Source organism: Methylomonas sp. MED-D (genome assembly GCF_050276835.1).
Lineage (GTDB): Bacteria > Pseudomonadota > Gammaproteobacteria > Methylococcales > Methylomonadaceae > Methylomonas > Methylomonas koyamae_A.
In genome coordinates this window covers 1,441,028-1,453,539 of record NZ_CP189965.1, presented here as the reverse complement: position 1 = coordinate 1,453,539, position 12,512 = coordinate 1,441,028, and the positions used below count along the sequence as shown (strand labels likewise).

Genomic DNA, 12,512 nt, shown 5'->3' with positions numbered 1-12,512 from the left:
AATAAGTTAAAAATAAACCCGGCAAACTGAGGTACAATGGTCGAGTGACCCGGTATCAACCGGGGCGATCTCTTTTTTTCCACAGGTAAATTTAATGTCCGAAACCCCCGCCGCCACGCCTTCCTTCAAAGATCTAGCGCTATCCGACCCCATTCTTAAAGCTCTAGAGGGCATCGGTTACGAAACCCCCTCGCCGATTCAGGCCCAAATTATCCCCTTCGTGATGTCCGGCCGCGACGTGTTGGGCCAGGCCCAAACCGGTACCGGCAAGACCGCCGCCTTCGCTTTACCGATTCTGACCCGAATCGATCTGAAACAAAAAGACCCGCAAGCCTTGGTGCTAGCCCCCACCCGGGAGCTGGCCATCCAAGTCGCCGAGGCTTTTCAAAGCTACGCGGCGCATATCAAGGGCTTTCACGTGTTGCCGATTTACGGCGGCCAGGATTACACCAGCCAATTGCGGCAACTGAATCGCGGCGCGCATGTCATCGTCGGCACGCCGGGCCGGGTCATGGATCATATGCGGCGCGGGACTTTGAAACTGGACCAATTGACGACGCTAGTGCTCGACGAAGCCGACGAAATGCTGCGGATGGGCTTCATCGACGACGTCGAATGGATTCTGGAGCAAACCCCGCCGACCCGGCAAACCGCGCTGTTCTCGGCGACGATGCCGGCCGAAATCCGCAAGATCGCCCAGCGCTACCTGAATCAGCCAGAGCAAATCACGATCAAGGTCAAAACCACGACCGCCGAGAACATCCGCCAGCGCTATTGCTTCGTCAACGGCCAACACAAAATGGATGCCTTGACCCGGATTCTGGAAGCCGAGAATTTCGACGGTATGATCATCTTCGTCCGAACTAAGACCGCCACGGTCGAAGTCGCCGAAAAATTGGAAGCGCGCGGCTTTTCCGCCGCCGCGATCAATGGCGACATGTCGCAGGCCCTGCGCGAGCGGGCGATCGATCATCTGAAAAGCGGCAAACTGGATATATTGATTGCCACCGACGTGGCCGCGCGCGGTTTGGACGTGGACCGGATTACTCACGTCGTCAACTATGACATTCCCTACGATACCGAATCCTATGTGCATCGGATCGGCCGTACCGGCCGCGCCGGCCGCACCGGCGACGCGATACTGTTCGTTTCGCCGCGCGAAAAACGCTTGCTGGCCAATATCGAACAAGCCACCCGCCAGAAAGTCGCGGAAATGCAATTGCCCTCCACCGAGTTTATCAATAATGCCCGCGTGATCCGCTTTAAACAGCGGATTACCGACACACTGGCGTCGGCGGAGCTGAGCTTTTTCCACCAACTAATCAGTCAGTACCAAGTCGAACACGACGTACCGGCCATCGACATTGCCGCCGCGCTGGCGCAATTGCTGCAGGGCGACACCCCGCTGCTACTCAAGGACTCGGGGAAAAAACCGGCCCGGCCGGCCGACGACAAACCGCGCGAACGAGGCGAGCGCGGCCCGCAGCGCGAACGCGGCCGAGGCGCCAGTCAAGTCGAAATGGAATTGTTCCGAATTGAAATCGGCCGTAACGACGGCGTCAAACCGGGCAATATTGTCGGTGCGATCGCGAACGAAACCGGCATCGACGGCGAACATATCGCCCGGATTAAAATCGAGGAAACGTATAGCACCGTCGAATTGCCGGCCGGCATGCCCAAGGACTTGTTTCAAGCACTGAAAAAGGTCCGGGTCGTCGGCAAGCCGCTGAATATCTCCCACTTCGACCCGGCAGCCATCAAGAAGGCTAAAAGCAAAAAGCGGGTCGGTTCGCCGTCGAAACGCGCCAAACCGCAGGAATGACCCCGGCGGCGGACCGACCTCCCCCCGGTCAGTCCGCCGAACTGTTGACTTCAACCCGGCCTTGTTCGATGCGGGCCTGAAATACCGGTACCCGCACCGCGGCGTCCTCGAAACAAATCCCGCTCCGCAGACTAAAATGCTGCTTGTACATCGGCGAGGCCACCATCGGCTCACCGCCGATGTCGCCCACCATCCCGCGCGACAATACGTTGGCTTGGCTGAAGGGATCGCGGTTGCCGATCGCGAACACCGCGTTCAAACGGGGCAGAAAAAACAACGCGACTTGCTGGTCGGCCAAGCGGGCGCAAATGCCGGAGTCCGCTTGCAAATCCTCGACTCGGCATACTTCTGTCCAACGGCTCATCAGGCAGCCTCCTCGATCAGTTTAAAATGCTTGCGTTCGTCAGGATCGGCCGGCCGAATTTGACCTCGTTCCTCGACAAACACGACATCGTCGTCGCCCAAATCACTGTTGACGAAGTGCCGGAAACGTTTCAAGCGGGTTTCGTCGGCCAGCGTGGTTTTCCACTCGCATTGATACGTGTCGACGACATGCTGCATTTGCCGCTCCAGATCGGCGGCGATCCCGAGCTTGTCGGCCATCACCACCTCTTTTAAGTAAGCCAAGCCGCCGTCCAGGTTTTCCAGCCACACCGAGGTACGCTGCAAACGCGCGGCGGTGCGCACGTAAAAAATCAGCAACCGGTCGATATAGCGAATCAAGGTTTCCCTGTCCAGATTGGTCGCGAACAGATCGGCGTGGCGCGGCTTCATCCCCCCGTTACCGCACACATACAAGTTCCAACCGTTTTCGGTGGCGATCACGCCGATGTCCTTACCCTGCGCTTCGGCGCATTCGCGGGTGCAACCGGACACCGCCATTTTGATTTTATGCGGCGCCCGCAAGCCTTTGTAGCGATTTTCCAATTCGATCGCCAGACCGACGCTGTCGTCGACGCCGTAGCGGCACCAAGTGCTGCCGACGCAGGATTTCACGGTGCGTAAGGATTTGCCGTAAGCATGACCGGACTCGAAGCCGGCCGCGATCAATTCCCGCCAAATCGCCGGTAATTGCTCGACCCTGGCACCAAACAAATCGACGCGCTGACCGCCGGTGATTTTGGTATACAAACGGTATTTTTTAGCGACTTGGCCGAGCACGATCAACATTTCCGGGGTAATTTCGCCGCCGGCGATGCGCGGAACCACCGAATAAGTGCCGTCTTTTTGGATGTTGGCCAAAAAGGTATCGTTGGTATCCTGCAAACCCACATGCGGTTTTTCCAATATGTAGTCGTTCCAATACGAAGCCAAGATCGAGCCAACCGCTTGCTTGCAGACATCGCATCCCAAGCCGTGTCCGTGCCGGTCCAACAACTCGTCGAAGGTCTTGATCTGGCCGACCATCACCAAATGGTACAAGTTCTGGCGGGTATGCGGAAAATGCTCGCAAAGATCGGTGCTGACCGCGACGCCGAGTTTGGTCAGTTCGCTATCCAGCACAGACTTCAACAAGGCACTGCAACCGCCGCAGCCGGTGGCGGCCTTGGTGGCGGCTTTTAAATCGCCGATGCTGACGCAACCGGCGGCGACGGCATCGCAAATTTGGCCCTTGCTAACGTCGTGACAGGAACAGATTTGGGCACTGGCCGGCAAGGCATCCGCGCCGAGTCCGGCCGGCGCATCGCCGCGCGCCGGTAAAATCAGCGTATCCGGTTGCGCCGGCAGTTCTATACCGTTCAAACAATATTGCAGCAAGGTGCCGTAATCGGCCGCGTCGCCGACCAGCACCGCCCCCAATAAGCGCCGGTTATCCGCGCTGACGACCAGCCGTTTGTAGATTTCGCCGGCACCGTCCTGATAGCTGTAGACCAGCGCACCGGGGGTCCTGGCCTGAGCGTCGCCGATACTCGCGACATCGACCCCCATCAGCTTCAATTTGGTACTCATGTCGGCGCCGGTAAAGGCCGCGTCGGCCTCGGCTAAGTCGGCCAGCACGGTTCTGGCCATCGCGTAACCCGGCGCGACCAAACCGAAGATTTGGCCGTTCCAGCAAGCGCATTCGCCGATCGCGTAAATATCCGGATCGGAAGTCCGGCACTGATTGTCTATCGCAATCCCGCCGCGCGACCCGGCCGCCAGACCGCTGGCGCTAGCTAGTTCATCGCGCGGTCGAATCCCGGCGGAAAACAACACGATATCGGTTTCCAGATGACTGCCGTCCACAAAGGTCATCCGGTGCAAGGCCGTTTCGCCGTCGATGATCGCGGTGGTGTTTTTATTCAAATGGGTAACGACGCCCAAGGCCTCGATTTTCCGCTTCAACATCGCGGCACCGCCGTCGTCGAGTTGCACCGCCATCAGCCGCGAGGCGAATTCGACGACATGGGTTTCCAAGCCTAAATCCTTCAAGGCCTTGGCGGCTTCCAATCCCAACAACCCGCCGCCGATCACGGCACCGATTCGGGATTCGGCGGCGGCGGCCTTGATGGCCTCCAAATCTTCTATCGTGCGATACACCAGACAACGCGGGCGATCCCGGCCGGCGATCAGCGGTACGAACGGATAGGAACCGGTCGCCAAGACCAGTTTGTCGTATTGGATGATCTGGCCGTTTGCGGAAATCACGTGTTTCCGCTGGCGATCGATACCGATCGCTCTGTCGCCCAGATGGATCTCGATACCGTGCCGTTCGAAAAAGCCTGTCTCGACCAACGACAAATCGTCGGCGGTCTTACCGGCGAAGAAGGCCGATAAATGCACCCGATCGTAAGCCGGCCTCGGCTCCTCGCAAAACGTCACCACACGGTAGCGGCCAGCGATTTCGCTTTCGACCAAGCCGGTTAAAAAATGCTGGCCGACCATACCGTTACCGATCACGACCAAGGTTTGTTGCGTGCTCATCCGCGACTCCTGTTAATTGGGCTGAATTGCTCCGAATCCGCTCACTTTGCGAACGAACTCGGGTACAGTCGTCGTGGAAACTTTTGTTCAGGCCAAAAAAAAGGCGCCCTGGCGAATGATTAACATCATTCGCGCAGGACGCCTTTGTCCAGGTCTAATACGGGGGCAAGTCCAACGACGAGACTTGACTAGTATCAATCAAATTCCATGCCACAACTCTCTTTCTATTGATTTACAACGATTTTATAAAATTCACGGCGCTCGACCGCGACGATCAGCGCACCCAAACAATGCAAACCAACAAAATATTCGCACCAAACTGGCCCACGATTGACCAAGACCCATGCCCAATGTCCAACGCTTCCCTCTCCGTCTATCGCTTGAGCACACGGTCGCGCGGCCGTATCAACACCGCAACCGTCTTGACTCGTTGAAGTCGCTGGCATGCAATCTGCTTTCCGCTTACCAAATTCAATCGTTCGGATCTTTCATGACTTTTACGCCGTTCAAGTTACTGTCGCTACAAGGCAAGGCCAAAGTGCTACACATGAGCTGGATGGCCTTTTTCATCAGCTTCGTGGTCTGGTTTAACCATGCTTCGCTGCTGGTTTTGATTCAGCAAGACCTGGGCATCAGTCAAACCGAAATCGACATTTTGTTGCTACTGAACGTGGCGCTGACGATTCCCGCCAGAGTCGCGACCGGCATGCTGGTGGACCGGTTTGGTGCAAAAATCAGCTACAGCGTGTTGTTGGCGGTTTGTAGCATTCCGTGCTTTATGTTCGCCGCCGCCGACAATTTCGCAGAATTGGCTTGGTCGCGATTCTTGCTAGGGTTTATCGGTGCCGGTTTCGTGGTTGGCGTGCGTATCATCGGCGACTGGTTTCCGGCCAGCCAGGTCGGCACCGCCGAAGGTATTTATGCCGGCTGGGGCAATTTCGGCTCGGCATTCGCGGCCATTTTTCTGCCAGGCCTGGCGTTTTATTTCGGCGCAGAGCACGGCTGGCGCTACGCGGTGGCGCTAACCGGCGCAATCGCGCTGCTTTACTCGATCGTTTATTACTTTAGCGTGGAGAATTTGCCTCCGGAATTGGCCGGCCTGAAAACCCGACGTCCGCTGGCGATGGAAGTCTCCAGCATCCGCGATCTGTTTTTGTATATGTTCAGCCTGATACCGTTGTACGCGACGATTTCGCTACTGGCCTGGAAGCTGGCGATGCCGGCAACGCCGGTGTTGAGCCAGGATTGGCATCTGGGAATCCAGTTGACGGTGTGGCTGCTGTTTCTGGCTCACGCTCATCAACTCGTCAACAACAACGCCGACAAACTGAGCGCCCCCATTCCCAGCATCCACCATTACCGCTACCAGCAAGTGTTCATACTAGCGATCGCGTATCTGGTCACGTTCGGGTCCAAATTGGCGGTGCTATCGATGTTACCGATGTTTTTTTTCCATACCTTTCACGAGACCCAGGGCATAGACATGCTTGATGCCGGCCTGCTGGCCTCCAGCTTCGTGGTGACCAATGTCGTCGCCCGGCCGGCCGGCGGCTGGCTCAGCGACAAGATCGGCCGCAAACTCTCGTTGACGCTGTTCGTGGCCGGACTTGCGGTCGGCTATCTGGCGATGGCCTGGATTTCGCCGGACTGGTCCATCGCCTTGAGCGTGGCCGTCACGTTGATTTGTTCGGTGTTCATGCAAGCGGCCGAAGGCGCCATCTTTGCGTTCGTGCCGTTGATCAAGCGTTCAATCACCGGCGAAGTCGCCGGTATCATCGGCGCTTACGGTAATGCCGGCGCCATCGTGTTTCTAATCTTGCTGACCTTCGTCTCCACATTCAGCTTTTTTCTGATGTTGGGCGGCGCGTGCGCGATCCTACTCGGGTTGATTTATTTTCTAAGGGAACCAAAAAACTTTATCACCGAAATCATGCCGGACGGCAGCTTGGTACAAATCGAGCTGGATTGACGATGACAGTGTTGAATGTCTTAGTCGTGGACGAATTCGACAGCGACCGCGTGCTGGAACGCACACTACGCCAACACGGCTGCGAAGTCGCCACGTTGAAGCTGCAGGAGTTGGATATGCTGCGCATCGTGCAAACCTTGCACCCGGACGTGGTGGTACTCAATCTTTACACCCCTACCGAGCCGATTCTGAAAACCATCGTCGAAATCAATCAGAGCTATTCGTTGCCGGTGGTGATGTTTGCGGAGGACCAGCAAACCGAAACCATCAACAAAGTCATCAAGGCCGGCGTCAGCGCTTACATTGTGGACGGCCTGGAAGCGAAACGCATCAAATCCATCGTCGATATCGCAATCGCCCGTTTCAAGGAACATCAGGCGCTCAAGGACGAATTAAAAAAAACCAAGACCCAATTGGAAGATCGCAAGCTGGTGGACCGCGCAAAAGCGATCCTGATGAAATCGCAGGGCTTTAGCGAAGAACAGGCTTACCATGCCTTGCGTAAATTGGCGATGGACCGCAACATGGCAATCGGCGAAATGGCGAAGAACGTGATTTCGATGGCCGAACTGTTCAAGTAGAGTCACCTCTACGAGCCAAGAACTACGCTAGTCTCCTTGCTCAGCGTATCGCCTTACCGGAAACTGGTTGGACACCCGACTCCCGCCCCGCCGAATGGCGGCTCCGATAGATTATCGGCCCGAATACTGGGAGACAAACCTAGTGATATCAATAAGACACCCGCCACCACTAGCACTACCCGGCTAATTCCTGCAACTACTCGATTTCGACTACTTATCAACATGAACAGCTCCTAGAAATCATTGAAAACCAAACGTTTACGCAGCAGCTTAGCCGCCGCAAAAAACGAGGCACCGGAACAGTTGCAGTATAATCGATTCGCTACCATCAAGCCCGCCAAAAAATCGGTCGCACCGTTTGACATCGCTGAAAATGATGGCGTTGAACAGCCACCTGTCAACTGAGCAAAAATGCTAACACGTTTTTTGACTTTCGTGTACATTGAAGCCAAATTCGGTAAACAGTCCCGACCTATCGGCCAAGCCTCTTTAGTTTTAATCGATTCCTAATGGTTTATTCATTCGGGATTCAGCTTGCGTGACTAGACTTTTCCTTAACAATCTTGAAATGGAGTCATCATGTTGAAAACCACGCTGGTAGTCTGCGTCGGATTCGTTTTTCCTAATTTTGCGATGGCCGACGACCACGGGCACGGGCACCGCAAACACGGTCACCATCATCGCGAGCCGGTCGTCGTGGAGCACGTTTACCGCCCGGCTCCCGCATTACAACCGCGTTACGCGCAAATGCCCGGCACTAATCCAAGCAATGATCGACGTTCGACCGAAGGCTTGGTTGGCGGCGCGCTCGGTAGCGCGGTCGGCTACGAAATCAGCAAGGGTGATCCGCTGGGCGCGGGTTTGGGCGCTGCCGCCGGCGCGTGGATAGGCAACGGCATCGGCCGCTAAGCCTTGATAGATCAAAACCGCTTTCGCGGCACTAAAGTTCGGGAGGGAGTCTTGAAAACTAAAACATCCAAAGTATCGGCCGGGCATTTGGCCGTAGAGAGACTGTTGAACGTACTGTTGTTTTTTATCGTGTTTTACTACAGTTACTACGTATTTTGCTTGACCTAATTCGGCCGAAATACTCGCACCTCTCGCCCCGCCAGACAGCCGGACAACACGGCTGTCAAGGCGACTGATCTTGCAAATAGCTGTCGACCGCTACACGGCTATCGGCCGGCAGTTTCTTGGACTTCAAGGTTTGTTTTAATTTTGCCTGCAGTCGCGCCAGCAACCTGGGCTGGTCCACCAGCTTATCCATCAGTGTTTGTAGGGCGCTGAAGGCATTGAATCGAACCGCTTCGTCAGGGTCGTTCAATGCCGCTATCAAGGCATCGTAGACCGGCAGCGCTGGTTGATCGAAATAACCCAGACTTTCCGCCGCCGCCGCACGAACTTTCCCGACTCGATCTTGCCGCAAGGCTTCCAATAGATAGCGACCGGCCTCCGGAGTCGGATAGGCCGCCAGTTGTTGAGCGCCTGCGATACGTTGCGCGGGATCGTGATCGCCGAGCCACTGTCTGGCGGTTTCCACCTGTTCGAGGTCGACACTCTCTTCTTCGGCGATCTGCTCCGGGGTAGACGCTCCACCGCCGGATTCGGCTGACGAAGCAAGCTGGTGCAAGTCCGGCATGGACCGGGACGCCTGAATTGGAACTCCTCCCGCCGCCGGGCAAGGCCGAACGACGCGGACCTGTTGCCAAATCGGCAACAGGCCCAATGCGAGATAAGGCGCCATAAGCAACGCCCCAACCAGGACTAGCGACACTCTCACGCCGATGGCGGCAGGTCGCGCGGCACCTGCCTCAAGCAATCAAGGCGCTTGCAAAGTGCCGTTGGCCGTCGTTGCCGTCGGCGTGGAATTCGGGCAAGCCGGCTGCGACCAGGCGTCCCAATAGCCGCCGGTTCCAGTCAGAATCAATTCGTCGCCCTTGGCCGCGCCGGTCAACGCCGTTTGTGCGGTACCGGCGGCATTCATGTTGGACGTGGTGATGCCGGTACCGGCCGGATGCATGCCCAATGCTTCGCGAACCCGCCAAGCGTAGGCATGATCGCGGCAGGAGGTATCGCCGGAGACGCCGATTGCGCCGACTTTATGGCCACCACTATAGATAGCCAATCCGCCGCCGAATACGTTCACCCCGCCGACCCGTTTGTTTTTCAAAGGATCGCTGTTAGTGCCGTAGGCATTCGGACTGCCCGCGTAAGCCCGGCTGGCATCAACCGGATTGCTGTGCTGTAGACCGTACAAACTGCCGCCAGGCTGCACCGCCGAGTACAAGTTACCGGTGGAGATGGCGTAGCCGTCCAGACTGAAGGCGTTGGCGGTAAAGGCTTTTTGAGCCGAAATGACCCGACTGCCGAGCCATTCGGAGTTACCTGCCGCCGAGCCGGTAGTGCCGCTGGTGGCGACGTGGCACACCTTGCCGGTCTCGTCGACCACGGTCACCCACATATTCAGTCCATAACCTCCAGTGCTTGCGGCTTCCGCGGCACTGATCGCGTCGGTCAACGCCGAGCGCGAAACATCGCTGCAAGCCGCGGAAACGGTTTGCGCGGACAATACCAGCGCGGCGCTACCCAGGCTTAAGGCCAACAGTTTTTTTGTTTTCATAGTTGCTTCTCTCGTTATTTGATTATTCTGGAATGGCCCCGCGCGTTGAGCGGGAATTTATTTATAGCAAAGGCCCGCCATCCTGTCTAACGGTTTAGCTGGCGCTAATATTGCGACATCCACGGCGCGCACAACACCAATACTAGCGCCGCGAACAACCCGGCGACGACATCGTCCAACATGATGCCCAAACCACCGTGGACGCGACGGTCCAGCCAGCCGATCGGCCAAGGCTTGGCGATGTCGAAAAATCTGAACAACGCAAAACCCAGCGCCAAGTTCCGCCACGAAAACGGCACCCAGGCCATCGCCAACAACAAGCCGGCGATTTCGTCCCAAACGATGCCGCCGAAATCGTGAACTTGCAGGCGCGCGGCGGCGTAATCGCACAAATGAATGCCGACCGCGATGACTACCGCCGTCGCCAACCAGTAGCCCCAAAAACCGGTTTGCAACAAGGCCGCGTAAACCGGCACGGCCGCCAACGTGCCGAAGGTCCCCGGCGCGCGCTTGGCCAAGCCGGCGCCGAAACCGAACGCCAAGAATAGCCTGACATCGCGCAAGATGTCGCCTGCCGATAAGCCAGCCTTACCGTAGGACGCTCTAAAGAAAATGCTCATAACCGGTAAACTCCAACAATTCGATAGACCCGGCGCGGCGCAGACGGAGGCCGGATTCGACTTCGATGACGCCGATTTTCCGGCAACCGGCCGGTAGCGCGGCGGACCGATCCGGTGGCACCGTAAAGCAAAGTTGATAGTCGTCGCCGGCGGTGAGCGGTAGCCGCCAGTCGCCGGTTTCGGCCAAATAGGCGTCCATCGCATCGGAAAACGCCAAGGCCGACCAGTCCAGACAGGCGCCGACCCCGCTTTGCGTCAAAATATGCCCCAAATCGGCCGCCAATCCGTCGGAAATATCGATACAGGCGTGAGCGATGCCCCGCAACGCCAACCCCAGTTCGACTCTAGGCTCGGGCCGATGAAAACAGCGTAGTGGGATTTCAGGGAACGCGCAGCGATAACCTTGCTTGATCTTCAAACCCAACCCGGCATCGCCGACAGGTCCGCTCAGATACACAAAATCGCCAACGTTGGCCGCCGAGCGGGTCAACGCCGCCCCGCTCGGCACCGTGCCCATCGCCTGCACGGTCAGCGTCAACGGTCCCGACGTGGTATCGCCGCCGATCAAATCGACATTAAAGCGGCGAGCCAGCGTCAAAAAACCGCGCGAAAACGCTTCCAACCAAGTCGGCTCCACTTTGGGCAGGGTTAAGGCCAAGGTCACCGCAAACGGCTCTGCACCCATCGCCGCCAAATCGCTGAGGTTCACGGCCAGCAACTTGTGACCCAAATCCTCGGGCGCGGCATCGGCGAAGAAATGCACGTTTTCGACCATGGTGTCGGCGGTGATCGCCAAGTGCTCGCCGGGCGGCAGACTCATCAGCGCGCAGTCGTCGCCGATTCCGAGTTTGTTGTGAGGATGGCGCGGCGCGTCCGCCGCGAAATAACGGCGAATCAGATCGAATTCGCCTAGTCGTTCAGGCATGAGCCACCCAAGAAATCGCCATCGCACCGGTCGTCAGACTTTCGGCAACCCTTGCTTCTGCTTAGCGGCGATTTCGACCGCTCGCTGAGTCTGGGAAACTTTGTCAAGAATGCCGTTGACGTATTTGTGGCTACCTTCCGCGCCGAAACACTTGGCCAAGTTAACGGCTTCGTTAATGATGACTTTGTACGGCGTTTCCAACCGGTAAATCAACTCGTAAGCGCCTATCCGCAATATCGCTCGCTCAACCGGATCGATTTTTTCGATGGGCCGATCGACAAAACCGGCCAACGCCGCATCGACGACATCCAGTTGTGTTGGCACGCCGTGAAAAATCTCGTTGAAATAGCTTTTCTGCGCACCCTTCAGATGCTCTTCTTCCAGGAAATAGGTTTCGATGCGGCTCAGGCTATCGCCCGACATCTGCCATTGATACAGCGCCTGAACCGCGCATTTTCTGGCGTTGGTTTTGGCTTGACTCATTAAAGGCTCAGGTTGTTGAACAGGCTGACCATTTCGATGGCGGACATCGCCGCTTCGGCGCCCTTGTTGCCGGCCTTGGTGCCGGCCCGCTCGATGGCTTGTTCGATGCTGTCGACCGTCAACACGCCGAAGCTGACCGGCACGTCGTACTGCAACGCAACTTGGGCGATGCCCTTGACGCATTCGCCGGCCACATATTCGAAATGCGGCGTCCCGCCGCGAATCACCGCGCCCAGTACGATGATCGCATCGTATTTTTTCGCGGCCGCGATGCGTTGCACCGCCACCGGCAATTCGAAAGCGCCCGGCACTTTGATCAACTTGATATCGGCTTCGGCGGCGCCGTGGCGGACCAACGCGTCGATGGCGCCGGCTTCCAACTGGCCGACGATGAAGCTGTTGAAACGCGAGGAAACGATGCAAAACTTGCCGCCCTGGGCCGACAAATGACCTTCTACGATACTGACTGACATAACTTATCCAATAGGGTTGAGCGATGACGACGCGGCGGCCGGCACCGGAACACCGGCCGCCGCGCAAATAAAAAGGCCGCTAATTTTACGCGGTTTCGGCGTGCGGCGCCCCGAA

The 12,512-nt window shown here is 57.2% G+C and carries 13 protein-coding genes; 5 read left to right on the top strand and 8 right to left on the bottom strand.

All coding sequences use genetic code 11. From position 1 onward, the window contains the following. Positions 1-94 precede the first annotated feature (94 nt). Positions 95-1,822 carry a DEAD/DEAH box helicase gene (locus tag ACQE3E_RS06385; protein ID WP_313728636.1) on the top strand — a complete coding sequence of 576 codons (1,728 nt, stop codon included), beginning with the start codon at positions 95-97 and terminating at the stop codon, positions 1,820-1,822. A 28-nt stretch (positions 1,823-1,850) separates the two neighbouring features. Here ACQE3E_RS06385 and nirD read toward each other — a convergent pair whose 3' ends face one another. Further along, entirely contained in the window at positions 1,851-2,186 is a 336-nt protein-coding gene (gene nirD, locus ACQE3E_RS06380; protein WP_064028975.1) for a nitrite reductase small subunit NirD, read from the bottom strand. Beyond that, positions 2,186-4,726 (bottom strand): nitrite reductase large subunit NirB, encoded by a 2,541-nt coding sequence (gene nirB, locus ACQE3E_RS06375; protein WP_313728637.1) that lies wholly within the window; start codon positions 4,724-4,726, stop codon positions 2,186-2,188. The genes nirD and nirB overlap by 1 nt, the downstream gene beginning before the upstream one ends. Before the next feature lie 490 nt (positions 4,727-5,216). Here nirB and ACQE3E_RS06370 point away from each other — a divergent pair, with 490 nt between their 5' ends. The 4 genes from ACQE3E_RS06370 to ACQE3E_RS06355 all read left to right on the top strand — a co-directional run bounded on the left by ACQE3E_RS06370 (position 5,217) and on the right by ACQE3E_RS06355 (position 8,185). Then, entirely contained in the window at positions 5,217-6,695 is a 1,479-nt protein-coding gene (locus ACQE3E_RS06370) for an MFS transporter (protein ID WP_313728638.1), read from the top strand. A gap of 2 nt (positions 6,696-6,697) precedes the next feature. Further along, a complete protein-coding gene (locus ACQE3E_RS06365) occupies positions 6,698-7,276 on the top strand; it encodes an ANTAR domain-containing response regulator (protein ID WP_313728639.1) in 579 nt (192 codons plus the stop codon). 243 nt (positions 7,277-7,519) lie between these two features. After that, on the top strand, positions 7,520-7,681 hold the full coding sequence (locus ACQE3E_RS06360; RefSeq protein ID WP_157197878.1) for a hypothetical protein: 162 nt from the start codon (positions 7,520-7,522) through the stop codon (positions 7,679-7,681). A 174-nt stretch (positions 7,682-7,855) separates the two neighbouring features. Then, a complete protein-coding gene (locus ACQE3E_RS06355) occupies positions 7,856-8,185 on the top strand; it encodes a hypothetical protein (protein WP_064028967.1) in 330 nt (109 codons plus the stop codon). Positions 8,186-8,408: 223 nt separating this feature from the next. Here ACQE3E_RS06355 and ACQE3E_RS06350 read toward each other — a convergent pair whose 3' ends face one another. From ACQE3E_RS06350 to ribH, 6 genes are all read right to left on the bottom strand, one after another. Beyond that, positions 8,409-8,915, bottom strand: coding sequence for a HEAT repeat domain-containing protein (locus ACQE3E_RS06350; protein ID WP_313728641.1), 507 nt, complete (start codon positions 8,913-8,915; stop codon positions 8,409-8,411). Positions 8,916-9,095: 180 nt separating this feature from the next. Next, positions 9,096-9,896 carry a GlcG/HbpS family heme-binding protein gene (locus ACQE3E_RS06345; protein ID WP_064028963.1) on the bottom strand — a complete coding sequence of 267 codons (801 nt, stop codon included), beginning with the start codon at positions 9,894-9,896 and terminating at the stop codon, positions 9,096-9,098. 104 nt (positions 9,897-10,000) lie between these two features. Further along, entirely contained in the window at positions 10,001-10,516 is a 516-nt protein-coding gene (locus ACQE3E_RS06340) for a phosphatidylglycerophosphatase A family protein (RefSeq protein WP_313728643.1), read from the bottom strand. Then, the gene (thiL, locus tag ACQE3E_RS06335; protein ID WP_313728644.1) at positions 10,500-11,441 is read right to left on the bottom strand and encodes a thiamine-phosphate kinase; all 942 of its coding nucleotides are present in this window, start codon (positions 11,439-11,441) and stop codon (positions 10,500-10,502) included. The genes ACQE3E_RS06340 and thiL overlap by 17 nt, the downstream gene beginning before the upstream one ends. Positions 11,442-11,474: 33 nt before the next feature. Next, the gene (gene nusB, locus ACQE3E_RS06330; RefSeq protein WP_313728646.1) at positions 11,475-11,924 is read right to left on the bottom strand and encodes a transcription antitermination factor NusB; all 450 of its coding nucleotides are present in this window, start codon (positions 11,922-11,924) and stop codon (positions 11,475-11,477) included. Continuing rightward, complete coding sequence (gene ribH, locus ACQE3E_RS06325) at positions 11,924-12,397, bottom strand: 6,7-dimethyl-8-ribityllumazine synthase (RefSeq protein WP_064028955.1); 474 nt, start codon at positions 12,395-12,397, stop codon at positions 11,924-11,926. The genes nusB and ribH overlap by 1 nt, the downstream gene beginning before the upstream one ends. Positions 12,398-12,512 lie beyond the last annotated feature (115 nt).